The organism is Rhodococcus sp. 4CII (genome assembly GCF_014256275.1).
Classification (GTDB): domain Bacteria; phylum Actinomycetota; class Actinomycetes; order Mycobacteriales; family Mycobacteriaceae; genus Rhodococcus_F; species Rhodococcus_F wratislaviensis_A.
Map to the genome: position 1 here is coordinate 1 of NZ_JACCFE010000003.1, position 25,523 is coordinate 25,523.

At 64.9% G+C, this 25,523-nt stretch carries 24 protein-coding genes; 12 read left to right on the forward strand and 12 right to left on the reverse strand.

Features of this window, described 5'->3' with window-relative positions:
* Window positions 1–190 precede the first annotated feature (190 nt).
* The gene (locus tag H0B43_RS36640; protein ID WP_185730413.1) at window positions 191–784 is read left to right on the forward strand and encodes a helix-turn-helix domain-containing protein; all 594 of its coding nucleotides are present in this window, start codon (window positions 191–193) and stop codon (window positions 782–784) included.
* The gene (locus H0B43_RS36645; RefSeq protein ID WP_185730412.1) at window positions 777–1,145 is read left to right on the forward strand and encodes a hypothetical protein; all 369 of its coding nucleotides are present in this window, start codon (window positions 777–779) and stop codon (window positions 1,143–1,145) included. Before H0B43_RS36640 ends, H0B43_RS36645 begins: the two co-directional genes overlap by 8 nt.
* On the opposite strand, the gene H0B43_RS36650 is transcribed toward H0B43_RS36645, so the two are convergent.
* The 7 genes from H0B43_RS36650 to H0B43_RS36680 form a co-directional block, all read right to left on the reverse strand.
* Window positions 1,102–2,121, reverse strand: a complete 1,020-nt coding sequence (locus H0B43_RS36650) for a DUF6545 domain-containing protein (protein ID WP_185730411.1) — start codon at window positions 2,119–2,121, stop codon at window positions 1,102–1,104. The genes H0B43_RS36645 and H0B43_RS36650 overlap by 44 nt on opposite strands.
* Window positions 2,118–2,357 carry a hypothetical protein gene (locus H0B43_RS36655; RefSeq protein ID WP_185730410.1) on the reverse strand — a complete coding sequence of 80 codons (240 nt, stop codon included), beginning with the start codon at window positions 2,355–2,357 and terminating at the stop codon, window positions 2,118–2,120. Before H0B43_RS36655 ends, H0B43_RS36650 begins: the two co-directional genes overlap by 4 nt.
* A gap of 296 nt (window positions 2,358–2,653) precedes the next feature.
* Window positions 2,654–3,586, reverse strand: a complete 933-nt coding sequence (locus tag H0B43_RS43350) for a nucleoside hydrolase (protein ID WP_397517529.1) — start codon at window positions 3,584–3,586, stop codon at window positions 2,654–2,656.
* A gap of 1,401 nt (window positions 3,587–4,987) precedes the next feature.
* Window positions 4,988–5,245, reverse strand: coding sequence for a hypothetical protein (locus H0B43_RS42985; protein ID WP_185730408.1), 258 nt, complete (start codon window positions 5,243–5,245; stop codon window positions 4,988–4,990).
* 2,161 nt (window positions 5,246–7,406) lie between these two features.
* The gene (locus tag H0B43_RS36670; protein WP_185730407.1) at window positions 7,407–8,450 is read right to left on the reverse strand and encodes a DUF2637 domain-containing protein; all 1,044 of its coding nucleotides are present in this window, start codon (window positions 8,448–8,450) and stop codon (window positions 7,407–7,409) included.
* Between the two features lie 111 nt (window positions 8,451–8,561).
* Window positions 8,562–8,969, reverse strand: a complete 408-nt coding sequence (locus H0B43_RS36675) for a hypothetical protein (protein WP_252190345.1) — start codon at window positions 8,967–8,969, stop codon at window positions 8,562–8,564.
* Between the two features lie 146 nt (window positions 8,970–9,115).
* Window positions 9,116–9,829 (reverse strand): ParA family protein, encoded by a 714-nt coding sequence (locus tag H0B43_RS36680; protein ID WP_185730405.1) that lies wholly within the window; start codon window positions 9,827–9,829, stop codon window positions 9,116–9,118.
* 3,184 nt (window positions 9,830–13,013) lie between these two features.
* Here H0B43_RS36680 and H0B43_RS36685 point away from each other — a divergent pair.
* A complete protein-coding gene (locus tag H0B43_RS36685; RefSeq protein WP_185730404.1) occupies window positions 13,014–14,189 on the forward strand; it encodes a site-specific integrase in 1,176 nt (391 codons plus the stop codon).
* A gap of 3 nt (window positions 14,190–14,192) precedes the next feature.
* Complete coding sequence (locus H0B43_RS36690; RefSeq protein ID WP_185730403.1) at window positions 14,193–15,212, forward strand: hypothetical protein; 1,020 nt, start codon at window positions 14,193–14,195, stop codon at window positions 15,210–15,212.
* Between the two features lie 197 nt (window positions 15,213–15,409).
* On the opposite strand, the gene H0B43_RS36695 is transcribed toward H0B43_RS36690, so the two are convergent.
* A complete protein-coding gene (locus H0B43_RS36695) occupies window positions 15,410–16,585 on the reverse strand; it encodes an AI-2E family transporter (protein ID WP_185730402.1) in 1,176 nt (391 codons plus the stop codon).
* 425 nt (window positions 16,586–17,010) lie between these two features.
* Between H0B43_RS36695 and H0B43_RS36700 the strand changes: the two genes are divergently transcribed.
* From H0B43_RS36700 to H0B43_RS36710, 4 genes are all read left to right on the forward strand, one after another.
* Window positions 17,011–17,511 carry a hemerythrin domain-containing protein gene (locus H0B43_RS36700; RefSeq protein ID WP_185730401.1) on the forward strand — a complete coding sequence of 167 codons (501 nt, stop codon included), beginning with the start codon at window positions 17,011–17,013 and terminating at the stop codon, window positions 17,509–17,511.
* A 605-nt stretch (window positions 17,512–18,116) separates the two neighbouring features.
* Window positions 18,117–18,491 (forward strand): hypothetical protein, encoded by a 375-nt coding sequence (locus tag H0B43_RS42140; protein WP_252190344.1) that lies wholly within the window; start codon window positions 18,117–18,119, stop codon window positions 18,489–18,491.
* Window positions 18,482–18,877: a GGDEF domain-containing protein gene (locus tag H0B43_RS42145; protein WP_312034121.1), complete on the forward strand. Its 396-nt coding sequence runs from the start codon at window positions 18,482–18,484 to the stop codon at window positions 18,875–18,877. Before H0B43_RS42140 ends, H0B43_RS42145 begins: the two co-directional genes overlap by 10 nt.
* A 312-nt stretch (window positions 18,878–19,189) precedes the next feature.
* Entirely contained in the window at window positions 19,190–19,339 is a 150-nt protein-coding gene (locus H0B43_RS36710) for a hypothetical protein (protein ID WP_185730400.1), read from the forward strand.
* A gap of 148 nt (window positions 19,340–19,487) precedes the next feature.
* On the opposite strand, the gene H0B43_RS36715 is transcribed toward H0B43_RS36710, so the two are convergent.
* The 3 genes from H0B43_RS36715 to H0B43_RS36725 are packed head-to-tail and all read right to left on the reverse strand — an operon-like array spanning window position 19,488 to window position 22,039.
* Entirely contained in the window at window positions 19,488–20,459 is a 972-nt protein-coding gene (locus tag H0B43_RS36715) for an SGNH/GDSL hydrolase family protein (protein ID WP_312037654.1), read from the reverse strand.
* Window positions 20,460–20,465: 6 nt separating this feature from the next.
* The gene (locus H0B43_RS36720; protein ID WP_185730399.1) at window positions 20,466–21,137 is read right to left on the reverse strand and encodes a DedA family protein; all 672 of its coding nucleotides are present in this window, start codon (window positions 21,135–21,137) and stop codon (window positions 20,466–20,468) included.
* The gene (locus H0B43_RS36725; protein ID WP_185730398.1) at window positions 21,134–22,039 is read right to left on the reverse strand and encodes a phosphatase PAP2 family protein; all 906 of its coding nucleotides are present in this window, start codon (window positions 22,037–22,039) and stop codon (window positions 21,134–21,136) included. Before H0B43_RS36725 ends, H0B43_RS36720 begins: the two co-directional genes overlap by 4 nt.
* Before the next feature lie 160 nt (window positions 22,040–22,199).
* On the opposite strand from H0B43_RS36725, the gene H0B43_RS36730 reads away from it, so the two are divergent.
* The 4 genes from H0B43_RS36730 (at window position 22,200) to H0B43_RS36745 (ending at window position 24,854) form a co-directional block, all read left to right on the forward strand.
* Window positions 22,200–22,466 (forward strand): hypothetical protein, encoded by a 267-nt coding sequence (locus tag H0B43_RS36730; protein WP_185730397.1) that lies wholly within the window; start codon window positions 22,200–22,202, stop codon window positions 22,464–22,466.
* Window positions 22,467–22,559: 93 nt separating this feature from the next.
* Window positions 22,560–22,943, forward strand: a complete 384-nt coding sequence (locus H0B43_RS36735) for a hypothetical protein (RefSeq protein ID WP_185730396.1) — start codon at window positions 22,560–22,562, stop codon at window positions 22,941–22,943.
* Window positions 22,940–23,455: a phosphodiester glycosidase family protein gene (locus H0B43_RS36740; RefSeq protein WP_185730395.1), complete on the forward strand. Its 516-nt coding sequence runs from the start codon at window positions 22,940–22,942 to the stop codon at window positions 23,453–23,455. The genes H0B43_RS36735 and H0B43_RS36740 overlap by 4 nt, the downstream gene beginning before the upstream one ends.
* 7 nt (window positions 23,456–23,462) lie before the next feature.
* On the forward strand, window positions 23,463–24,854 hold the full coding sequence (locus H0B43_RS36745; protein WP_185730394.1) for an ATP-binding protein: 1,392 nt from the start codon (window positions 23,463–23,465) through the stop codon (window positions 24,852–24,854).
* On the opposite strand, the gene H0B43_RS36750 is transcribed toward H0B43_RS36745, so the two are convergent.
* Window positions 24,820–25,512 carry a response regulator transcription factor gene (locus H0B43_RS36750; RefSeq protein ID WP_185730393.1) on the reverse strand — a complete coding sequence of 231 codons (693 nt, stop codon included), beginning with the start codon at window positions 25,510–25,512 and terminating at the stop codon, window positions 24,820–24,822. The genes H0B43_RS36745 and H0B43_RS36750 overlap by 35 nt on opposite strands.
* Between the last annotated feature and the right edge of the window lie 11 nt (window positions 25,513–25,523).

Sequence of the window (25,523 nt, forward strand, 5' to 3'; positions counted from 1 at the left end):
CCCCCCGAAAGTCGTCGTCCCCGCTTAAACACTGTCGGCTCTGCGGCACTTACATAATGTACATACATTGGCGATACGAATGTACCTAACCGTTCTGCGTTTACGCAACGCTTATATAAGGTGTGGGTGTGACGTGTCGCGCGGGAGCATTGGGTTAAAGACGCCTGTCGTCTTTAAGTACGCTGCTTCCATGCCCGACATGCAGCAGTTCGCCGATGTGGTCAATCTGCGTCGACGTCAGTTGGGGCTGAGTCTTGCCGCTGTCGCAGCACAAGGCGGGCCATCTGAGCCGACGATGGTGAGGATCGAAAGCGGCGAGTCACCGCCCCTGCGCGTTGCGACGTTTAAGAAACTCGATCACGTGCTGCGATGGGTTGAGGGAAGTGCTGCGACAACATACGAGGGTGGCGAGCCAACACCGTTGGGCTCCGATGAGGTCGGTGCGCCAGCTGGTGAAGTATCGATTACATACTCAGCATTGGGCGAACTTGTCGAGGTGAGCGCCGAGCTTCGCCGGCTTGCCAACGACATTGACGAGCCAGAGCTGTCTGACGCCGTCGATCGTTTACGTACTCTGATCTCGCCGCACATAGGCAAAGTCGCATCGGCGATGCTCCGAAATCGGGGAGAACAGGGGCACATCAGCCCGACTTGGGTTGCGCAGGCGCTTGAAGAATTTTGGTCCGTACCTCCGGACGACATCACCCCGGCACGAACGAAAGCCAATATTCGACGTCGTTCTCTGGCCCACGACCTAACGAAGGATGATGATGCAGATGACTGACGAAGTCACCGACCGCCAGAAAGTTGAGTTGCTTCTCAGCGTTACGGCACTGAGTAGTGGTGAAGTTGCGGCGTCGCTCGATTGCAGCGAGCAGGCTCTCTTGGCTGGCGATCTCACCGTAGGCCAGCAGCATCGGTTCGTTGAGATCAGCGGCGTTTTCAACGACAAGAGTGCTGCTCACGCCACTTACTTCGGTACTCCCGGTGAGAATGACGCCTACACCGAACTCCGTCTGTTGAAGGTTTTGGTCGCTGCGGGGCCCGAGTGCGTAATGTTGCGTGGGTCTGCCAATGCGAGTCAGCGTAAAGCGCTTCTGGTCAGTCTCGAAGAGATCGGGAATCCCAACGCCGCGCAAGATTGATGACATCGGTTGCGGTGACTCGGGAGTCAGTGAGGGTCTTCGTATTCGGCACGCGCGGGGCGGAGTGTAGGTCCGTGATTGTGACTGTCGCTGGGTCTAGTCCGAGGTCGTAGAGGGTGTCAATGCACTCCGTGATCATCCGAACGGTGCGCGCGTCTGGTCCGAGATCTTTCATATCGAGCTTTACGTGCGGGGCGGCGTCGGTTAGGTCTCGCCACAGAACTTGAAGGTCAGTGACGTTGACGGATGAACGGTTGATAGCACTTTCACCACTCGTTCGCCGGACCACCGCCGCTGCACCGACCAACGCCACCACCAAAGTGAAGTACGCGAAGAGGTTCCCGTTTGAGTTCCGCTGGAACTGCTCTGCCGGTCCAATCTCGCCGGTGGCGGCACGAATTGCGTACCACAACAACGTGAGCGCATTGAGACCTGTGGCCAGGAAGAGGCCAACGACCGTAGCCGAAGGCGCGAGCAGTCCGCGGTTCGGCCTATCGGTTCGGATCGCGGCGGCGAGAACTGTCGCGGCATACGCTTCGAACACGACGATCGAGCCTGCATAGATTGTGAAATAAGCGACCGCGATGCCCTGCGGATGCACCGCTTCAATGACATGGTCACGTTGACCAGCCAACCCGTCGAGAGCGATCAGGCCAGCTGATGCAGCGACCACCCCGGAGGCCAGGCGGGCGGGCCGTAGACGTTTCGCTGCACTTGCTGCTGCCCAAGCTGCAACCGCGGCTGCTACTACACACAGGACGTGTGCAGCCAACCGGACCGTGCGGGCATCAAGGTAGAAGGTGAGCGCGTCGTTGATGGGGCCAGCCTTAAGGGTGTCTACCGCGGTGAAGCACAGGATGAGCATGGTGACGATCCGTGCATGTCGGCTGCGGACCAGGCAGAAGCGGGAGATCACAACGATCCAGGCAAAGATGAGTATGCCCAGATCGAGAGCGAGTGGCAGGTGGTTTCTCATCGGCTCGCGTAGGCCTGAATCATGTTGTTGGCACACACGATCTGCACAGAGCTACGCAACGCTTTGAAGTCCAGATCATCGAGTAGGGTCAGAATCAGCAGTTTGGTAGCCAAGTACTCGGCTCCGTACTCCGCGATGGTGTCGTATTCGGTTCGTTTGAGTGCGTCCTTGAGAAGTTCCGGAGACAGTGACGGGAACCAAGCGGTCAGCATTTGGTCGTCCAGTACTTCGGTCATTCCGCAGCTGTGGTCCAGAAGGATATGTGCTAGTTCGTGGCAGATTATCAGTGTGGCCCGCCACGATCCTGCTCTGTGATCATAAAACACGTAATCGGTGTTGTTTCGGGCGCGCAAGAGGAATCCGGAAGGCCGATCCTCCAGACCAGAGACCGGGAAGGGTACGAGCAAAACGCGCCTGCCGGTGCGGGCGGAGCAGAATTGGCGCAGGTCCTCGACTGTCACTGCGTGGTGGCGGAGTGCCTGCGCCACAATGCGCCGCGCCTTCAATCGAGTGAGATACCGTCTCAGCCCGATCATTGAATCCCCCGCCGCAACATCGTGCGGACTGCTTCTCCATCAATTCCTGTCGCGATCTGGTGAGGACCTGGTCCTACAACCTTCAGTACAGGTCCGGAATCAGATCCGTCGACCACGCTCAGCCGGCCGGACTCCGTCACAAGGCCAGCTGCCGCCGCGTCCACCAAGCACGCGGCAGTGACGCCATCGTGTGCCGGAACCCGCCAGCACTCCTGAGGGTCGTACCCGTAGGCCGCTCCTCGGCTGACCCCGTAGTCCTGATGGACTCGGCGAAGAATTCTGCCGGGCGCACCACTGCCGAAGTCCCCGTTTACGAGCAGCACGGTGCGAGTGACATCGATTCCTATCCAGAGTGCATGCAGCTCCGAGGACGCGACATGCTGGGAGGCAACCGGATCATGTCGAGTATTGGTATCTCCGACCTGCCGCAACCATTCACTATTGCTCGCACCGTGACCACCCATGATCACTACGCGTTTGAGCAGTTCGGGTAACCGTGGCTCACGCGTTAGAGCTGCCGACAGATTCGTCAGAGGCCCGATGCATAACAATTCACCTTCACCTGCATGGTCACGAGCGAACCGAACGAGTATTTCTACTGCATTCGTTGGACCGGCCCACCGCGGCCGAGGCACTTCGGTCCCACCGAGGCCATCTGGTCCGTGAGCGTCGCCGCGCCGCCACGAAGTGTGTGGATGAGACCCGCTGGTCACCGGTATGTGGTTTGCGTCCACCGCGTCGAGCACGTATCGGGCATTCGCTGCCGCTTCTTCTGCCGTGCAATTTCCCCAGGTCGACGTGACACCTACTAGCTCGATGTCTGTCGAGCCGACGAGAAAGGCCAACGCCAGTGCGTCGTCCACCCCGCAGTCGCTGTCCACGAGAACGTGTCGCAAATCGAGTCTCCCAGATATAGATAAGTGCCACATCGCTCATGTACCGCTAACATAGGTAGAGGAACGGAACGACTTGCTCGGATATGACGGCAACAATATCTGGATTTACCCAGCGTGTCGGAGCGCCTTGGCGGTCCAATCTGGACCAGGATGGACGTCGTAGAGAAGCTTCAAGGCAAGGAGATTCGGATGGCTATGCCAAGCAAAGGCGATCGTGGCCGTTTGGGCCGTGTTCCGACTGCCGTGTACAGCGATCTCGAAAAACTGGCCGAGAAGGCTGGGGCAAGCTCAGTTAGCCAGTACGTCTCTGACTTGTTGTCCCTGCATACCGGGCATCCCGAGCTAGTGCGCGAACTGGACCAGGGGGTGTTGCCACTCTCCGCATAGGACGCGAAAGCGAGACTCCAACACCAAAGGATTACTCGCGAGCCGCCACATACTTATCCGCGGTGCCGCTGACCAGCTGAGAAACCAAAAACCCCCGGCGGGTAGGCCGAGGGTTTTCGAGGTTGGTGAGATTCGAGTTACCAGCTCGAATCTCAGTGGTACTGCATCTCCCCGAAGGGACAGACTTTGCCGGTCTGGTCTCAGGGTATCTCACGCCCTGATGCAGGTCTAGAAACCCATGCGCGTGTCACCCCGCCACTTGGTGACCCCGATAACACACAACGGCTCTACAGCACGTGTACTCGACTGTGGTCGCCGCGCCGACGAGTCCGCATCGATCCAGACCGACAACACAACTACAGTGCCGCTGTCTCCATCCCAGCGCAGCTGCCGGAGTTTCCGTGGGCGGTCTACCTCACCGACTCCGACCGGCGGTTTCGCCTGCTCGGATTCGACTTCGACAGCGGCCGCCATGGACGCGGCATCGCGCTCGAGGATTCGGAACGTCTCGCCTCTCAGCTGACCGAGCTGGGAGTGGCGCATCTGCGAACTCACTCCGGACCCACCGGCGGGCAACACGTATGGGTCCGGCTTGCCGAAACCGGCGCAGACCCGGACAAGGTTCGGCGACTGGCGCATGCCCTCGCCCAGCACTACCCCAGTCTCGACACCTCGGCCCTGACGAATCCGGCGACAGGCGCGGTGCGCCCGCCGGGAGCGCCACACCGGGCAGGAGGCCGCTCGACCCCACATCTGCAAGGCCAGGCCCTCTCGGCGGCGCTCGATGAAGTCGGCCGCGGAACCACACCCGAAGTCGTCACCTGGCTACTCGCGCGCCATCCCCACAGTGAACCATCTCCATCCGCCGTCGCCCGTAGCTCGCGCGCACTGCGGATCGTGGAGGACGCCGCGGGTCCCCGGCTCGACCGCCCCCGCCGGCCCCTTCCCCACCGAACCGCAGCCTTACTAGGTGCCGCACCGGCACCGGGCACCGACCGCAGCGCCCTGACCCACACGATCTTCCTGTCCATGGCGCGGGCTGGGCACTCACTGGACGACGCCCGGGCCGCGGTTGCCGCCGCCCCGGGGCTGATTCGGCTTCGTGAGGACGCGGCCCGCGGCCGCGGCGACACAGAACGCCAATGGTCCCGCGCCCTCACCCGGGCCGCTACCTTTCCCGCTGACCCCGGCCAGGCTCCACGTGAGACGATCGACGACGAGCTCGACGGCGTGGAATATGCCCTCGGCGCGACAACGGCGCGCTGGGGCCGGCGCGGCGGGGCTAGTGACGAGCGGATCCTGCACGCGCTGACCAGCTTGGCGCGCAGCGCCCGGACTCGGGTTCTCGACATCGACTGCCGACGTCTGGCGCAGGCGTGCGCCCTGGACGCCTCCACGGTATCGAGAAGGCTGCGTGTGTTGGCAGGGGAAGGCTGGGTCACGTTGACAACTCCCAGCGCCGGGACGCGAGCTGCGAGGTGGACCCTCAACCTGCCCTCAGATGTGGGTATAGACACCTCTAATGCAACACAAGGGGAACCCGCCCCCGCCTCCGGAATTGGGCTTCCCCTTCTGACTCATCACACCCACGATCTATGGACCTCATCGATGTGCGGTGGGTTGGGTGCGGCGACCGCACGGGTTCACTGGTTCTACCGGTCAGGGGTGCAGAGCCCGAACGACCTGTCTGACAAGACCGGTTACACCACCGAGTTCATTGAAAGAGCCCTCAGTCGCCTTCATTTGGCGGGACTGCTCATCTCCGCGGCCACGGGCGAGAAGTTGCTCCGGGTGTTTGAGTCCGCCGCAAAGATCCGTGGGGTGGCGGGTACCAACGCACGCCGTACGTCACGACATCTGGTGGACCGAGAGTTGTTTACCTGGTGGAATGAAGAGCAACAGTGGCGGACTACGCGGGGTAAGAAGCGCGGGACACGCCGAACTAACTTGACCGGGGCGTTTGCACTACCAATTTCGGCGCCGGCGAGGGTCCGCTACGGCAGGTTCCCCACCAGATCGAACGGACGAGCCGATTACTCCACTGCTCGGGCCATCGTGGCTCAGATCAATTCAGCCGGTCGGTCGGCCGCATGACAGCACGATCGACGGCATCGACGAATGTCGCAGCGATACAGATGTGCCTCGATCCGCCGCGGCGCGCAAGAAGTCGTTCCGGCCGCAGTCTGGCGGTGCGATCGAGGGGCTGCCCCTACGGCGCGTGCCCCTGCAGAAGCGGCGACTGCACCGAGATGGTCCAGTATTCTAACGCTCTAGCATTGTGACGCTAGAACTGCATTATCACGGTTCTCGTTTCGGCAACTGCTCGACGAGGGGTGGGAACCGAATACGTCGGAAAGGGGCCGTGTCCCCGGTATAGGTCCTGTTCAGGTGCGGTCTGTTGTGGCTGTATCGGGTGTGGGTAGGGTGCAGTGTCGCGGACCCGCTTCTCGCACAAATGACCAGTTGTGCGAGTTCTGAGAACACCTCGCCGGGCTCGTGTCCGCCCAGGTCACCATTCTCAAAACTCCTCTCACAACTCGCAACTTCTGAGAGGGAGTTCTGCGACACCATCGGGGATGGGGGTCGCGGTAGTAGCGGCCGAATAATCACCGAGGTACCTGGTCAGTCAGCACGTACTCGCAGCGGTTAGAAAGATCGGGCTGGGCATAGCAATTGACCTGTATTTCCGCCCGATTCTCGGCGGATACCACGGCTACCCCGTTCCCGAGGGAGGACTACACCCGGACGAAGACCCCGAAGGCCAGCAAGCCGCCGCCGCGCGCGGGCAACCACGGCGGCCGAAGGTGATCGACGATGACGGCGTGCTCTTCGCCAGTGCGCTACCCCGACAAGGGCACCCCGATCGCGGCATCGTAAGAAGCTGACCATCAAGACCGGCAAGAACGCCGACCAGCAACCCGCGGCCCCTTTCCAGCGTATTCGGTTCCCACCCCCACTGCGGGTGCTGGTCTTCTTCTCGGAGAACACCCGCGTGCAGTGCGCGGCCACCGCCAGGCGCCGTGTCCGCGAGCGCTCGGTGGAGAGAGGCGACCGAGGGATGCTGGCCGGCGTTCTTTGGGTAGCTTCGCTTCACGAAGCGGGGGCGAGGAGTGTGTTGTCATTGTCGACCACCTTCGGCCGGTTGTCGCGGGGCGAACGCGTGCTTTCTGGCGCACTGGGGGGAGAGGGCGGGGCCTCCCCTCCCCCGCCTCTCATTGTTCCCACCCCAGGTTGACTCTTCGGGTTGTCTTCTCAACGGAGACAGGGTCGGCCATCGTGTCATTCAGATGCGACGTCGAGCGTTCAAGCGTTCAAGCGTTAGGGCATTATGACGCTAGAACTGTGTACGACCGCGAGGCCTCCGAAGACGGCTCACAACACCAAGGGGAATGCTTTCGAGTGCCATCTAGCGCAGCGTCCGTGTTCGCGGTCGCGACTGGAACTTTCGTCCCGAACGGCAAGGTTGTCAGCTGGTCGCACCGACTACGGATGCACGCGCTTCCTCGTCGTACTTTGCGCGGTCCGATCTAACGTCCGGCAACGGTGGTACGTCGTATCCGGCTTGATGCGCAAGGCTTTCGAACTTGTCGTACCGCCGCCATGCGGTAGAAGCGTGTACCGACGGGCTGGACGCGCTCCCGATGTACTCGAAGGACAGGGACGGGTCTGCCAGTTTCATGCGTGCGGTGGCTTTCACTGCATCGGAGAGGTCGGCATTCGTCAGAAAAACATCGAGAGTGAGTGCGTTTGGAGAAGATGCGAACGGGATTTCGTCCGATTCGTGTTCAACGTGGTCGGCGAGCGATTCACGAGTGTCACTCGATAGCAGTTCGGTCGTTTGCAGATTCTCCGCGTTGTAGTCGAGGGAGTCATCCCGTACACCAGCGAAGTAACGTGTATCCGCGCCGGCCAAGTCACTATGCTTTGTACTTGCGAGCTCTTGCTCCCGGAACTCGAAGAACTCTTCCTGGTCGACTTCGCTAGCTGCCACACGTATCTGGGCGCTGTACTCGTTGTACGCGGATCCGATGGCCTTGATCAGGATTCCGAGTCCGTGAGTGCAAGCGAGAATGAGCGCAGGCGGGATGATTGCAGTAAGCGCTGCAACCCAGGGCGCGTTCGGCGTGATTCCGATGTCAATACCTGCAGCAATCTTGCGTTCCGCTTCCACCACGGCTTGATACGCGTGGGACGCGTTCATGTAGACGCTGAGGAAGACGACGACAGCAGCTAAGCCAGCGAAAAAATTTCGACCCCTTGAGTGACCAGTTATTTTGTTCAGGGCGACGGCTGCCATCGTCGAGAAGCCGATCGCGCTGTCGATGATGGCAGGGAGTATCCAGGCGAGATCAGCACGCATCATGTTCTGTCGGCCGAACTCCCGCAATGCGTCGAACGAGAGTACGAAGCTTCCTGTGGTGATGCCAGTGGCGATAATAATCGCAACGACAAGGACAACGATGAGGCTGCGAAACTGGATCTTCGCAGCTCGGAGGTTAAAGTCGGTCATGATCGGGCTGTTCCTTTCTACGGGTTCCCGGTCACGGAGTCCCGTCGGTCTGCAAACCGGCGGGACTCCCCTGCTTTATAGAAAGTCGGAACACTGCGATGCGTTAGGCGACTACAGTCGTGGCCGTCCCTGATTACCTGGTGGGGGTGCCGCTGCGCGGATTGCGTCGATGACCTCGCCAGGGGTCATGCTTTCGGACAGGGCGCGGAGGGCGAAGCGCACGATTGCGCTGCGCGAATCGATGCGTGGCTTCTGCTTGCGGCCGAGGTAGATCGCTTCCTCGAGAAACTGGTCCGACGCATCGTCTAGGTAGATCGTGGACTTCGTCAGCTCTTCTGGCTCCTGAGAGGGGACAGAAGCCGGCGCCTGTTTCGGCAGTTCCGCGGGTGTCCGCTGGCGTTGAGCTGGCGGCTGCTGGTCAGCGTCTCCCCCGTTTGTAGTGACGGGCGGAACATGCATGCCAGCTGCCCCAGTCGCCACCGACGGCTGCGCCAAGTTGACCGGTTCCTGTACGGGCATCCCGGGGGTCGCCTCCTGGGAAGGCGACTCGTCCGAGAGATTCACCGGAGTGGCGCGCGGCTGATGACGCGGTGGCGGCATCGTGCGAGTCGCATTGCTCCGGGTGGACTTGCTCCGCATCTGGTTGAGTTGATCGATTCCGCTACTCACTGGACGTACTCCGTCAGGTACTTGGCCGTGTCTGTGATCGCTGCGGCAAACGCGCGTAGCGGCTTCGCCGGCGGCTCCTCGGCCGTAATCGCAATTCGTTTCGTACGGGTCCCAACGTGGCTGGCTGCTGGGATCGGCGGACCAACCTGAACAGGAGTCCCCTCGATCATTCGTGTGAGTCGTTCAACAGCCCGTGCGGGAGGCACGGGCGGCACCATCGACGGCGAGATGACGAGCGGATAGTCAGCCAGCTCGTCGATTAGTTGTTCGGTCGCATCAAGGTCCAACGTTCGCAGCGGTGTCGGTGCCAGCACGACATTCGCGACAGAGAGGGCGCCATGCCCGTGGGGGCTGGAGCCTGGATGCGTGTCGACGACAACCCATTCCGTGTCCCATTCCTCAGCCCACCGTACAAGGGCCTCAGCCATGACCTCCTCTGAGGGCGCCTGGTCGTACAGGTCTGGATGCCCTGGCACGAGCAGCGGTTTCTTGAAGCCCTTCATCGGCTTCGGAACTCGCCCTGACCTGATCGCGTCGAGCAATGGGACCTTGACACGATCTTGAGGACGATATCCCCATTTGCGTGTCGCTCCCCCACCGTCGTGCTCGAGGTCGACGAGAACTGCGTCGAGCTCGTATGCAAGTTCATAGGCTTCAGTGGTCTTGCCTACGCCTCCCTTGCGGGAATGGCAGACGATGATGTTGGCCATTTGCGCCTTCCTGAGGACTCATGTGGAAACGTCGCGCCTCGCGAGCGAAGGGACAAGCTGTCGGCGACGAACCGGAACTGAGGCGTCAGATCGCGACTGCGCTGTAGACGCTACAACCGCGCCGTAGATACGTGATGACGACACGCCGCTCTGGCGCATGAACCGTACAACGCTGAAGCGTTACAGAATTATGGAGTTATAGCGGTATAACGTCACAACCCTGAAATTCCCCCGGTGACCAGCGGACTACCTTCAGCGGATGGTCTGCGTTAGGGCTGTGTGCCTGGCGTTGTGGCGTTAGAACTACGTGACGCTGCAGCGTTGCAATGCCGACGGCGGCCTGGTGCAACAGGGGTGCCGGCTTGCGCAATGCGTCGCTCCGGAGTTCTGGCGTCACAACGCTCCAACGCCGTGACGTCCGGACGGTTGATTGCGGACCGATCAAGACTCGCTGTTCCAGCGCTATAACGTCATGACGTTCGACGGGCGTACCGGCGTTGCGCATCGGCGGACCGTGGTTGCGCAGCGTCTTGCGTCGCCGTTCTAGCGTCATAACGCCCTAACGCCCCAGAGGTGGTGTGGCGATGCAAATGCAACGCAAACCGATGTTCTAGCGTCACAACGTTCCGGCGGCATGGCGTCTCGATGGTGTGCGACTGCGACTGCAGTGCCGGCATCCGCGTTGCGGCATTGCAGCGCTACAACGCCCAAACGCTCGGGCGGCGGATCGGCGGACGGGCGAGTCGGCCGTTGAGCCCCGCAACGGGCCTCCATGGAGTTCTGGCGTCACAACGCTCCAACGCCGTGACGTCCGGACGGTTGATTGCGGACCGATCAAGACTCGCTGTTCCAGCGCTATAACGTCATGACGTTCGACGGGCGTACCGGCGTTGCGCATCGGCGGACCGTGGTTGCGCAGCGTCTTGCGTCGCCGTTCTAGCGTCATAACGCCCTAACGCCCCAGAGGTGGTGTGGCGATGCAAATGCAACGCAAACCGATGTTCTAGCGTCACAACGTTCCGGCGGCATGGCGTCTCGATGGTGTGCGACTGCGACTGCAGTGCGGGCATCCGCGTTGCGGCATTGCAGCGCTACAACGCCCAAACGCTCGGGCGGCGGATCGGCGGACGGGCGAGTCGGCCGTTGAGCCCCGCAACGGGCCTCCATGGCGTTCTGGCGTCACAACGCTTCAGCGTCATAGTTGCTGTCCGCCCCGTCGCATCCGCCCGGCTCCGACTCGTTAGGGCTGTGTGCCTGGCGTTGTGGCGTTAGAACTGCGTGACGCTGCAGCGTTGCAATGCCGACGGCGGCCTGGTGCAACAGGGGTGCCGGCTTGCGCAATGCGTCGCTCCGGAGTTCTGGCGTCACAACGCTCCAACGCCGTGACGTCCGGACGGTTGATTGCGGACCGATCAAGACTCGCTGTTCCAGCGCTATAACGTCATGACGTTCGACGGGCGTACCGGCGTTGCGCATCGGCGGACCGTGGTTGCGCAGCGTCTTGCGTCGCCGTTCTAGCGTCATAACGCCCTAACGCCCCAGAGGTGGTGTGGCGATGCAAATGCAACGCAAACCGATGTTCTAGCGTCACAACGTTCCGGCGGCATGGCGTCTCGATGGTGTGCGACTGCGACTGCAGTGCCGGCATCCGCGTTGCGGCATTGCAGCGCTACAACGCCCAAACGCTCGGGCGGCGGATCGGCGGACGGGCGAGTCGGCCGTTGAGCCCCGCAACGGGCCTCCATGGCGTTCTGGCGTCACAACGCTTCAGCGTCATAGTTGCTGTCCGCCCCGTCGCATCCGCCCGGCTCCGACTCGTTAGGGCTGTGTGCCTGGCGTTGTGGCGTTAGAACTGCGTGACGCTGCAGCGTTGCAATGCCGACGGCGGCCTGGTGCAACAGGGGTGCCGGCTTGCGCAATGCGTCGCTCCGGAGTTCTGGCGTCACAACGCTCCAACGCCGTGACGTCCGGACGGTTGATTGCGGACCGATCAAGACTCGCTGTTCCAGCGCTATAACGTCATGACGTTCGACGGGCGTACCGGCGTTGCGCATCGGCGGACCGTGGTTGCGCAGCGTCTTGCGTCGCCGTTCTAGCGTCATAACGCCCTAACGCCCCAGAGGTGGTGTGGCGATGCAAATGCAACGCAAACCGATGTTCTAGCGTCACAACGTTCCGGCGGCATGGCGTCTCGATGGTGTGCGACTGCGACTGCAGTGCGGGCATCCGCGTTGCGGCATTGCAGCGCTACAACGCCCAAACGCTCGGGCGGCGGATCGGCGGACGGGCGAGTCGGCCGTTGAGCCCCGCAACGGGCCTCCATGGCGTTCTGGCGTCACAACGCTTCAGCGTCATAGTTGCTGTCCGCCCCGTCGCATCCGCCCGGCTCCGACTCGTTAGGGCTGTGTGCCTGGCGTTGTGGCGTTAGATGTGAGTCGCCACCGAAATGTCAGTAGTGGTTCATCACGGCGGTGTCAGTAGTCCAGTTGGCGTTGCCGCACCTCAGCGCCCCTGTGCGAGGTCAATGCTTGCCAGCTCAGCCGCGTCGAGGTCAGGCGATTTCGCGACCCTGGCAGGTCCGAAAGTTTGCGCAGTTCAGCCCCGAATACTGACATCTAGGGACGAGACGTGCTGACATGGAGTGACGAGTTCGCAGGTCGTGCGTCTGACATTGCGACGACGTGTGAAGTGACAGTGGAGATGTCCAATCGGACCAGGCATTTGTCCAACGCGGTGCTGCTGGAATGCCGGTCGGTGTGCCAATCATTCTGTCCAATCGTTGCGAATTGTCGGACTCGGCGCGCGTTGTGCCAGTGAAGTGTCCATAAGGAAGGCCGTCAGCATCGAGGCACGATCGGGGGAATCTCGGCGATGACAGGGCCGCTTCCTGCGCTGCACTTCCGACATCAGCGACATCTCCCCAGGTAAGCCATCGAGAAGCCGGCGTTGGACAAGCCCCGGGCGCGATTGGACATAAAGGCTGGCAATTGGACAACTCGCGTGTCACTTCACACGACGGATCACACCTACACGCAGTCGCATCAGGCCTTCTTGCGCCCTTCAGCGGCTTACTTCTGGTTTGTGCGCGGTTGGTGACGAGAATTCCTCTTCCCGCACCGTCTTCCCGAAAACCGCACCTCAGCGCACTTTTCGCGTCGAAATCGTGTCGGAGGGTGCCGATAACATGCTCGGCATGACGATCGACCAGGGCCTACGTCCCCGCGAGCTGCCCGCGGCTGCTGTTACCGAAACCGCGGCGGTGTTTCCGGACCTGTCGGAGGCGGTGGCGGCGCGGATCGGGCGGTCGATGGCCGAGTCCCGGTCCGAGGGCACCCGCCGCACCTACGCCTCGGCGTGGCGGCGATTCACGCACTGGTGCGCCGCCCACGGGCATGCTCCGCTGCCGGCACACCCGGCGACGGTGGCCGCCTACCTCGTCGACGCCGCCGACACCATCGGCCCGGACGGCATCCGGGTGTATGCGCCGGCCACTCTGACCAAGTGGGTGGCCGCGATCGCCCACCACCATTCCCGCGCCGGCCACGAGTCGCCGACCGGGCAGGAGATCGTGCGGGCCACGCTGTCCGGGATCCGCCGCGACTACGCCGCGGTGGGGGACCGGCCCCGCACCCCGCGGGCCGCGCTGCTCACCGCGGACATCGTCACCATCGTCACCGCCGCCCGCGGCGCGGTGGACGGCTGGGCCGGCGCGGTCCTCGAACGCCGCGACAGCGCACTGATTCTGATGGGGTTCGCCGGCGCCTTCCGGCGCAGCGAACTCGTCGGCCTGGACGGCGGCGACGTGCGCGTGCACCGGCACGACGGGGTGCACGTGCGGCTGCGCCGATCGAAGACCGACCAGGAAGGCGACGGCACCGTGCGGGCGCTGCCGTTCACCGACCGCCACGACAGCTGCCCGCCCTGCGCCTATGTGCGGTGGGCGCAGGTCGTGGCCGCGTTCGATCACCGCGGCCGCCCCGGCGTGATCCGGCTGCTGACCACCGCGGACTCGTTCGAGTCGCACGTCTGCCGCGGCGTCAGCCCCCGCACGCCGGCGCGGGCGCCGCTGTTCCGGTCGATCCGCAAGAACGGCAACCTCTCCGACACCGCCCTGTCCGGGGCGGCGGTGCACAAGGCGATCCGACGCCGCGCCGCACAGGCCGGCTACGACCCGGACCAGGTCACTCAGCTCGGCGGACACTCCCTGCGCGCCGGGTTCGTCACCCAGGCCTTCCGCAACGGCGCCGACGCCCACGCGATCATGCGACAGACCGGGCATACCACCCCGGAAATGGTGGAAGCGTATGCGCGGGAACGCACTCCGCTCGTCGGAAACGCCGTCACCGTCCTCGGGCTGTAGGCGATGTACGCCACCACACCCGGCACCGGCGCCGATCCCGCGCAACCCCCACCGCGTCTGTCGGCCCGGGACCGGCACGTATGGGTGCTGTTCGCGGACTGGTGCGCCGCGACCGACCAACCCCCGATCCCTGCCACACCGCAGCAGCTGGCCCGGTTCCTCCGCGACAACCCCGCCGCCCCGGCCACCCAACGACGCCGGGTCAGCGTCATCAACACCGTCCACCGCAGGCAGGGGCACCCCGCCCCCGGCACGGACGAGGCGATTCGCCGCGCCCTCAACACCACGAGAGCCGCTCGCCTGCACCGCGTATCGGCAATCGTCGCCGAGCGGCTCCCGCAGATCCCTATCGCGGGGTGGCCGGCCGGATTCTTCGGCCGCCGCGACCGGCTCATCCTGGTCCTGGCCGCCGCCGGGGTGGGGTTCGAGCAGATCGCCCGGCTCCGACGCCGGGATCTCACCGCACCAGGCGACCACAATGCATCTCTCCTGCTGACTGTCGACGGTGGCCGGGTCGACCTGCCCGAGTCACCGGAAATCCCCGTGGGGGTGATCTACCGTGAGTGGATCGAGGTCCTGGGATTTCTCGACCGGAACGAGGGCACCGGCCCGGTCGCTAAGCGTTTCGAGGCCGGTCGCGACCTGACCGGTTTCGACGCCGGCTACCGCGCCGACGACCGACCGCTGCTGACCTCGATCAACCGCTGGGGACACACCCCGCTCGACCCGGCGCCGCCCACCGCACGTGCCGTCGCCGCGATCGTCCGCGCCCACCTGTCCGGAACCGCGCCCGCGCACGTTCTTCCGCCGCCGAAGCCGCGGCCGCGGCCGGCCGAGTCGCCCGGCAGGTATCCGATCGACGACGGCCGTGTACTCGATCCGTCCTACTACGAACGGGGCACCGCGGCCCGGCGCAACGCCCACCATGAGTTGACCGACGTCACCGACCTCCTCGACGACATCGAAGACCGCGCCGACCAGCTGTTGGCCGAACTGGACGGCATCCTCGACAACACGTTCTGAGTGGTCGCCGAGCCCGGACCGCTCGCTATCCCGGTGCAAGAATGGCCGGGACAACGTTGTGGGATGACGCCGTGTTGCGCGGGCGTTCTCGTGCTCGGCGATCGCGTTCTGCCAGTCCTTGGACACCAGGTGCACGACGGAGGATCTACGCAGAGGGTGCAGGAGGGCCGAAGTAGGCGCCTGTCACCGTTAGTCCGTCAGGCGCGGTCGAGTCGTGGGAAGGTGATTTCCTCGACGAGCAGGTGGATGGCGGCGGCGATCGGAATGGCAACGAGCGCACCGACGATCCCGAGGAGGGCGCCGCCGATCAGCACGGCGACGACGGTGGTCAGCGCCGGGACGTGGACAGTTCTGCCGATGATCCGCGGCACCAGGAGGTAGTCCTCGGCCAGTCGGAAGGCGACGAAGAAGATGATCGTGGCGATGCAGACCGGCAGCGACACCGTCAGTGCCACCGCTGCCACCACCACCCCGGCGATGGTCGATCCCACCACGGGCACGAGATCGAGCAGTGCAACGAAGATGCCGAGGAACAGTGCGTAGGGGACGTCGAAGGCGATCAGCCACACCGAGGTGGCGATCCCGGCGATCACCGAGATGAGGACGTTGCCGAGCACGTAGGCGCCGACCTTCGCGGTGATCTGGTCTCCGATCAGGATCGCACGCGGTCGGCGGGAGTGGGGTATCAGCCGGTAGCCGGTGGCCCGCAGTTGCGGGAGATTCGCCAGGAAGTACACGGTCAGCACGGCGAGGATCAGGGACTTGCCGACGGCGTCGACGACCGCGGTGCCGGCGCTGACGGCCTCGTTGACGAGGGTCTGCCCGCTTCCGTTCACCGCATCGGTGAGGCGGTCCTGAAGGTGGTAGCGGTCGTTCAGCCGGCCGACCGTCGAGGAGTGGTCCTGGAGTTGGCGCAGGTAGTCCGGTGCCCGGTCGATCAGCTGCTCGGCCTGGGTGACCATCGGTGGTATCGCGACCGCGAAGAAGGCCACCACCAGGGCAAGCGCGACGGTGAAGACGATGGTCACGGCCAGCCAGCGGGGGAGGTATCGGTCCACCAGCCAGGAGGTGATCGGGTCGAGGCCGAGGGCGAGGAACAGCGCCAACCCGATCAACACGAGGATGGGCTGCGCGGTGATGAGCAGGTGCACGGCCCCGTAGGTGACGGCGACCCCGGCGGCGCCGGTCGCGCCGATGAAGAACGGTGAGCGCCGGTTGAATCGGGGACCGAGATGTCCCAGGGGTTCTTCCGGGGTGCTGATTCGGGCGGCGACGGCTTCCGCTTCCGGGACCGGGTCGTTGTCGTGGACGGGTTGCGGCGCCGGCCTGCGGTCGGCGTCCTCGGCGGAACCGAGTCCAGGTGCAATGGGCATGGCGACGACCTCCATCCATCCGGTGCACCCCACGCCGCGGTGGCGTGCGGCACGATCGAATCGGCGCCCTGTCGACGGCGCCGCGTGGTGTGGCCGCCGGTCGGCGACGACACCGACAATGTTTCGAGCCGGGTGCCCCCGCCGCGGGGAAAGTAATCGCGTGAGGCAGATGGCGTTTCGAGCCGCACCGTCCACGACATGCACCCGCGGGCTCGGCGAGCAGAATCAGATCGTGGACGCCCGACGGTTACCGGAGGACACGGCCAGGCCCTTGGGGCCCTATGTGGTGGGTCGGCGAGCAAGCAGTCGAGGTGGCAGCGAACTGCTGAAAGGCCTGCGTGTTAGTGGTCGGCGCAGGTGGGTAATGCGTAGTGACGACGTCACTGCCCCGGCGTTCCCATTCGACCCCCCATTGTGAGGTACTCATGTCGACCGATGCGATCGTGCTCCTGAAAAGCGATCACAAGCAGATCCGAAAACTCTTCCGGGACTTCCGCGGTGCCGGGCCGAACGCCCGTGTGGAGAAAGGCCGCATTGTCGACGCCATCATCGAAGCGCTGACGGTGCACACCTACATCGAGAACGAGGGCATGTACCCGCAGGTGCGCGAACTGGCCCCGGACCTCGAGGAAGACATTCTCGAATCCTACGAAGAGCACCACGTCGCCGACGTATTGGTCGTCGAGCTGGCAGGGATGACGCCGGACGACGAGCGATTCGACGCGAAGACGACGGTGCTGATCGAGAACGTCGAGCACCACATCGAGGAAGAAGAGCAGGACTGGTTTCCCAAGGTGCGAGAAGAGCTGGGGCGCAAACAGCTCCAGAAGATCGGCGAGCGCCTGCTCGAGCTGAAGGAGAAGGCACCGACGTCTCCCGCCCAGCCGTCGGCGTTGAAGAAAACGGTCGACGCCGTCCTGCAATAGGGATCGAGCGGAATAATCGCACCTGCGGACCTGACCGTGCACACCCTCGACACGGTACGAACGGCGCCCGGGTCTTCCATCCGCGCGGCCTGGTCGCGACCGGGCACCTCGAGGTCAATTCTGCGTGGGGACCGCTGTCGGCGGGTATCCCGATCGACGTCGTGGCCCGGCTGTCCGGCGGGGTGGGCACACCGGGCGGTGTGCCCGACATGCTCGGACCGGCCCTGAGGGTTCCACTCGACACAATCGGCGCGAACTAGGATCTGCTGCTGGCCACCTCCGGTACAACCGCCGTGACACGGCTGTTCCCGCTCCCCGCACGGGGCTGGGACAGTGCCCGCTACAGCAGCCTGATGCCCTATTCGTGCAGGGGAACGGACACCAGACGGATCGTCGCCGTCCCGGTCGGCCCGCACCCGGGCACTGCCGCGAGAATGGGACCTGCGGTGGCTGCGGCGCTTGACGAAGCGTCTGTGGGGTACGGCAGACTGGGGCCGAGAACGGATCCTGGTCGGTGTCCACTCGGATCGTCGGCCCACGCTCGACCCGGACGGGTGGACGCGCAGTGCGGCCACCTGCCCCGGAAGCGCGGGAGGGCGGCCACGATGCGACCGGTCACGGCGGACGCGAAGATGCTGCTGTCGGTGATCGAGCGGGCCCCGAACCTGGTCGCCGTCTCCGACTACGACAGCGGTCGCCTGCTTCATCTCAACCCCGCGGGAATGCACCTGGTGGGATTGACCGACGCCGCGGCCGTCGCCGCGCGCAGGGCACCGGAGTTCTTCACCGATGTGGGGGTGGTACAGGCCCCGGAGATGGAATCGGCGCTGCTTGAGCAGGGGCAGTGGGAGGGCCGGTCGGAGTTCCGGCATTTCCTGCACGATCCCTTAACCGGGCTACCGAACCGTGCCCTGGCGCATCGGCAGATCGACGCCGCCCTGGGGCACGCGGGACCGAGCACACCACGGCGGTGTTGCTGATCGACGTCGACGCGTTCAAAATCCTCAACGACCGACTCGGTCACGGGGTCGGGGATGAAGCACTCATCCTGCTGGCCGAAAAGCTGCAGTCGGTTGTGCGTGCCGACGACACCGTGTCGCGGATCGGTGGCGACGAATTCCTCATCGTGTGCCCGGAGATCATCTCCGCCGAGGACGCCGTCACCATCGCCACTCGGATCACCACCCTGCAGGTCGGAACTCACCAGAGTGGGCGCGGTTTCCGGTTCACCGCGAGCGTGGGTATTGCACTTGCCGCACCGGCGGAGACACGTGAGATGTTGATCCGCCGCGCAGACGCGGCCATGTATCAGGCCAAGACCACCGGAAGTGGTTACGCTCTGGCTCCCGAGGCGATCCCCCGATGAGCCTCCGGCCGCTACGGACAACCAGCGCCGAAGGGAACTGAGCCTGCCCGAATGGAAGCGCCCGGTGTTCCGCCTCGACGGTGATCTGCCCACCCCGCCGGATGCCCCCACCCCGGTGAACCGTGGGCTTCGTCTAAGCGGACTTGCCCGGACCCGCTGGGAGGCAGGCCGATTGGCGCAAAGAGTCGGTGTGGTGTACAAACTTCAACACGCTGTGATGTGAAGCGGGTCACAGCATCTGTGACGGGTGGACACAGGCACCGCCCCTGCGGTGATTGCCGCACCTCGACATCACATTTGAAGGAGGAGTACATGAACACAGCCTCGACTGTCCGGACATCCCCGCTCACCGCCCGACCGCATCACGTCGGCGGCTCGATGAGCCCGGCGGAGATCAAGTCCAGGATCGAGGCCATGTTCGCCGACCGCCGCCCGGCCGCCCCGACAGGCGCACTGAGATGAGGAGGGAGCGCATGAATGTTCTGCTCCTGCCGACGTTGCTGCTGACCGGGTTCGCCGCGGTGTTGGCGATGCAGACCGACCCGCAGTCCCCCTCCCGCCACTGACCGAGGTTCGTTGCGAGAGCTTCGCTCCTTGGGCCATCCGGCGCTTACGCGCCTCCGATGTTGGAGAAGCTCGTGGCCACGCGGGGTGGCCCTGTCATCGGGGGCCCGTGTTCGTGGTCGCCGAGGTGACGACGAGCGACGCGATCGCCTCCATCCCTGCTGTGGTCGGGTGCAGCGGCTGTGCGAAAGACTGTGAGCGGAGGCCTTCGAACCATCGTTGCTAGCTCCGGTCGGGCGCAGGCATCGTGGCCCGCGCCGGCGGTGGCGATCTCCACGTACCGGGCCCGGTTCGTCAGCGCTGCTTCGGACAGGACGCGATTGAACTTCACGAAGAACTTGGAGATCCAGGCCGCGTCGGCATCGCTGGTGGGGATGTTCGGCCAGCAGCCGCGGCTGCCGAAGATCCCTCCATGACCGACAAGGAACACGGTTGCGCCGGGCGCCTTCCGGGTGATCGCGGCGAGTGTTGCGGACACCTTCGGCCCGAGCCCGGACAGCGCTGCGTTCATTCGTTCGGCGACCGCGGGGTCCGAGCGGCAGTTCGCATCCAATCCCGGGTGGTCTGTGTAGCACGAGCGCACCAGCGAATACCACCGGATGTCGTTTCCGCCGATGCTGAGGGTGACGAGCGTCGCGTCCGAGCGCAGTGCGTCGAGCTGCGGCGGCATCGGCCCCGACGGTGTGAGCTGTGCCGTATCCGTGACGTTCTCGGTCCTGGCCCCCGAGCAGGACACGTTGACGAAGTGTGCGACGTGCAGTGTCCGGGCAACCACGACGGGGTATCCCTCCGCCGACCGGAAGCATCCGTCCCGAATCGACGTCGGCGCCAGGAACGGCCCAGCTGCCCGCGAATCACCCATCGCGACATATCGGACGCTGCCGGGCACCGGGTCGGCCAGCGCCGGGTCGGACCACAGAACCGCGAGCGCCGCCATGATCACGATCAGTGGGAACCGCCGGTACGTGAGTCCGACCATTGTGCGGTCAGCAAGGGTTCGGCGGTCGACGGCTTCCATACGAAATCACTGCCGCGACGAGAATTCCGCAGATCCGGCGACGGTACCCGGTGAGGTGGCGGTTCTGCGGCGTCGGGTGCGCAGTGCGTTGATCAGGAGCGGCGCTGTCGAGACGAGTACCACGGCGATGAGGATCACCTCGATGTGGTTGCGTACGAACGGTATTCCTCCGAGGAGGTAGCCGAGGACAGGAACACCCATTCCCCACAGGATTCCCCCGATGACGTTGTAGAGGGCAAACGTGCGGTAGCGCATGCCGGAGGCTCCGGCCATGACCGGCGCGACAGTCCGGGCGATGGGAACGAATCGGGCGAGCAGGATGGCGCGTGGCCCGTACCGGTCGAAGAAGCGGTGCGACTGCTCGAGCTGTTTCGGGCCGATCCTCTTCGCGCCCGGCCGTTCGAACACCGCCGGCCCCAGCCGGCGGCCGATCACGTAACCGAGCTGATCGCCCAGGATCGCGGCGATCGGGACGGTGATCAAGAGCAGCCAGAGAGGAGCGAGGGGGTGTGGCTGCGCGGCGAAGACGCCGGCGGTGAACAGCAGCGAGTCTCCGGGCAGGAAGAAGCCGACGAGGAGCCCGGTTTCGACGAAGACCGCTCCGAGAACGCCGAGCAGGCCGAGGGTGCCCAGCAGGGTCGATGCATCCAGGATCCCGATTCCCAGTGCCAGATTCATGCTGCGGTTCCCCACGTCGTCGTCTCGGCGGCCGCGGTCTGAGCGGGACGCTCGCCGTGGTCGGTCGCGGTTGTCTTGCTCATCCAGGCGGCGTAGACCACCGACCCGGCGAGGACGGCGGTACCACCGAGCAGAACACCACCGACGACGTCCGTGAGCCAGTGTTCGCCGAGATAGAGGCGGGTGACGGCGATCAGCACGGTCAGGCCACCGGCGAGCAGACGCAGCGCCCACCGCTGCGCAGCGGGCAGACCGAAGCCGAGCATGACCGCGGCCATCCCGAACAATGCCGTTGCTCCGGTGACGTGCCCGGACGGGAAGGAGTGATCGGTCTCGAGCAGGACCTGCGTCACCAACGGCGGACGCTGCCGCCCGACCAGCGCTTTGGCGGCGGTGGACGCCGCGGCTGCCGCACCGACGGTCCCGATCAGGATGATCGCGGGCAGCAGCGAATGTGCACGCCGGGACAGGACCGCCCCGCCGACGACTGCCAGGACGACGGTGCCGACCGGGCCGCCGGCGTCGGTGATCGCGATCGCCGGTCCGGTCAGCCACGCTGAACGATGGCCCGCGAGCCAGCTCAGCACCGGCCCGTCGGCCGCGATCATCTGTCCCGACACCCGTACCTGGTAGGCAAGCGCCCCGAACGCCACCACCAACGCACCGACGCGAATTCCTCTCAGCCCCCACGTCCAGCCCCCGCGACTGTCACGCGCGGCAGTGAGCCACAGTGATGCGACAAGAAACAGGAGGAGACAGGAGGCGAGAAGGACCAGTGTGACGGTGGCCGCTCCGCCCTCCTGAACTTCCGTCACGGCGTCGCGACCGACACCGATCAACCGGACGTGAACGGGCAAGCCTTGCGTGCCGGCTGGGACCAGCTGTGTTGCTACTTCTCTCACACCTAGCAGTATCTGCGCCGGTCGCTGTGGCGACGCTGAGAGGAAGACGCCGACGCCCGGGGTGTGCGGTGTTCTGCCGTGGGCATCGGCCTCTCAGCAAAGCCACAGCTGTTCGAGCCCATCCTCGTGGACGAGAGCCGACCACGGGAGGCCAGCAGTGATGCCGACGACAACGAACGAGTCTTCCCGGTCGCCGGTCCGACAACGGCGCACGCACATCCTGCGGATCTCGCGCAGGACGACAGCGGTGGCGGCCCTCGTCCTGGTGATCGCCGTGTCGCTCTCGTACACCCAGGCGATCCCGGCTCCCGGCTACGCGACCTGGCAGGACAAAACCTCCTCGTGGCTGCGGGACCACGGCGCAGCGTCGATGGTGAACGCGTACGAAAATTGGCGCTACACACGGCATCCCCCGTCGAACGCGTAACCCGACCCGAGTGAACTCCCGTCTGCGCCGCCCCCGCGCGCCCTACTCATCGCACCGGATCCCGCACTACCCGCCCTTCCCGGTCCTCCCGACGTGCCTGCACCGGTGTGGGCTGCCGGGCGCACCGATTCCGGCGGCGTTCCGCTGTCCTACACAGCGGTGTTCGAGCCCGATCCGGAGCATCGCAGCGTGGTCGCCGGGGTGGTGCTCATCCGGGCGCACGGGACGGCCGCCCATCTGATGTACGGAACGCAGGAACCCGCCGGCGCGTCTGCCCCCTCAGGCGCGCAGGTACCCGAAGCGGACGTGCCCACACTGGTCGCTGTGTTCAATTCGGGTTTCAAGGCGAAGGACTTCGACGGCGGGTACTACCGGAACGGCGCGCCGGTGCGGCCGCTCCTGAACGGTCAGGCATCGGCAGTCATCGACGACCTGGCCACCTGGCGGTGGGGGAGTGGGGCCGCGATCTCGCGATGAATGAGCACATCGTCGCGGTCCGCCAGAACCTCGGTCTGGTCGTCGACCATGGTGCACTCGTCGTCAGCCTCGCCGCCAACGACAACCGGCGATGGGGCAGTCCCAAGAATCAGCTGCAATACACGTCCCGTTCCGGGCTGGGAACTACCGCCACAGGTGACCTCGTGTATGTCGCGGGCACGAACATGACCCTGACGGTTCTGGCGCGGGCGCTGGCGGAGGCGGGCGCGCTGGAAGCGATGGAACTCGATATCCACGGCGGAATGACGTTCTGCAGTATCTGGGCACCGAACTCCGGCGGGGTCCTGTCACCGACCAAGCTTCTCCCGACGATGGAGGGGCCCGTGGACCGGTATCTGGCCCCGGACCGGCGGGACTTCTTCTACGTCACGACGAGCCGGTCATCCACCGATCCGGTTCGACACGGTGCCACCGTGCTCGCGGGCGAGTCGACAGCCCTCCCCGGCGTCCGCGGCACTGCCTGGCCGGTGACCGGAGTGAGGAGCGGATGATGACGGCATGAGAAGTCTGCCGGCCTGGGCGCGTCCCACCCTGTGGGGACTGTCGATCCGCTCGGCACTCACTGCCGCCGCGGTGGTGGCGGTGGCGCTGGCAGTCGGGGCACTGGCGTTGGTGTTCGTCCTGGATCGCACCTTGAAGTCGGCGCTCGACGACGCCGCCACTGCCCGTGCCCAGGACATCACCGCCCAGTTGCGTGCCGATCCCCCCGACGACCTCGACAGTCAACTGCTCAACACCGACCAGCGCATTGCCCTGGTTCAGGTGGTCGACAGCAGCGGCCAGGTGGTGCGGTCCTCGGAGGACGAACCAGGCAGCGCGGTCACCGATATCCGACCGCCGGTCGGGGGACAACCGGCCCGGGTTGTCAGAGTGGGCGGTGCGGACGGTGCGGACCTGCGCATCACCGCGCAGGGGGCGCGCGGGGTCGACGGCGACTACACCGTCGTCGTGGCGGCCACCGAGGAGTCGGTGGAGGCGACTCTCGCGACCGTCGGCGGCCTCCTCGCCCTCGGTGGCCCGATCATCGTGGTCGTGGCCGGCGGGGTCACCTACCGGCTCGTGGGTCGGTCGTTGAGGTCGGTCGAGCACATCCGCACGCGGGTGGCCGCGATCTCGAGTGCGGATCTGAGCGGGCGCGTTCCGGTACCGGTGCAGCGGGACGGCATCGCCATGCTGGCGCGGACGATGAACGACATGCTCGGGCGGCTCGAAGCCGGGCATGCGGCGCAGCGGCGGTTCGTCGCGGACGCCTCGCACGAATTGCGGAGCCCGCTGACCACGGTGACCGCCGCATTGGAGCTCGCCGACGCCCGCCCCGAACTATTCGACGGAGACTTGTTGCGGCACACTCTGTTACCCGAGGCTCGCCGCATGCACCTGCTGGTCGACGACCTGTTGCTTCTGGCCCGCGCGGACGAGCGGGGGTTGCCGCTGCGCGTCGCCGACGTCGACCTCGATGACGTGGTGGACGGGGAGGTGCGGCTGGTGAGCGATACCGCCGACATCGTGGTCACCGCAACGCTGGTGCCCGTTCGGATCCGCGGTGATGCCGCCCAGCTTTCCCGTCTCACCCGCAATCTTCTCGACAATGCCGTCCGGTACGCCGCCACCACCGTGCACGCGGAGGTGTCCTGGGATGGTGATCGCGCCCGGATCACCGTCTCCGATGACGGACCGGGGATCGCCGAGCGCGATCGGGAACGGGTTTTCGACCGGTTCGTGCGCCTCGAAGACGCGCGGGGACGCTCGACCGGCGGCTCCGGGCTGGGCCTGGCCATCGTTGCAGAAATTGTTGCAGCACATAATGGATCGGTCCGAATTGACATCAGCGAGTCCGGTGGGGCCTCGGTGGTGGTCAGTCTTCCGGCGAACGGGGCGAGCCGGGCTTGAGGCGGTAACCGACGCCGCGGACCGTCTCGATGCTGTCGGTGCCGTACGGGCCGTCGATCTTGCGCCGCAGATAGCCCACATATACCTCGACGACATTTTCGTTGCCGTTGTAGTGGGCGTCCCACACATTGTGCAGGATGTCGTTCTTGGGCAGCACGATGTCGGGATTGCGCATCAGATATTCCAGGAGCCCGTATTCACGGGCGGTCAGATGGATCGCCTCGCCGTCGCGTTCGACCCGGTGCCGGGACGGGTCGAGCCTGAGACCGCCGACTGTGAGAACGACCGGGCGGGCGGGTGCGCCGCGGCGCATCAAGGCGCGCAATCGTGCGACGAGCACGATGAAGGAGAACGGTTTGGTCAGGTAGTCGTCCGCCCCCAGTTCGAAGGCGTCGGTTTGGTCGTAGTCTCCGTCCTTCGCGGTCAGCATGAGGATCGGTGTCCAGATCTCGCGTGCCCGGATCTCGCGGAGCAGTTCGTACCCGTTGAGCCCGGGCAGCATGATGTCGAGGGCGATCACATCGAAGGTGTCCTCGGTGGCGAGATGGAGACCGTCGGTGCCGGTGGTGGCGGTGACCACCACGAAACCTTCGAGTTCGAGCCCACGCCGGACCATGTCCGCCAGGCGCGGTTCGTCCTCGACGATCAACACCCTCATGGGCCGATCCG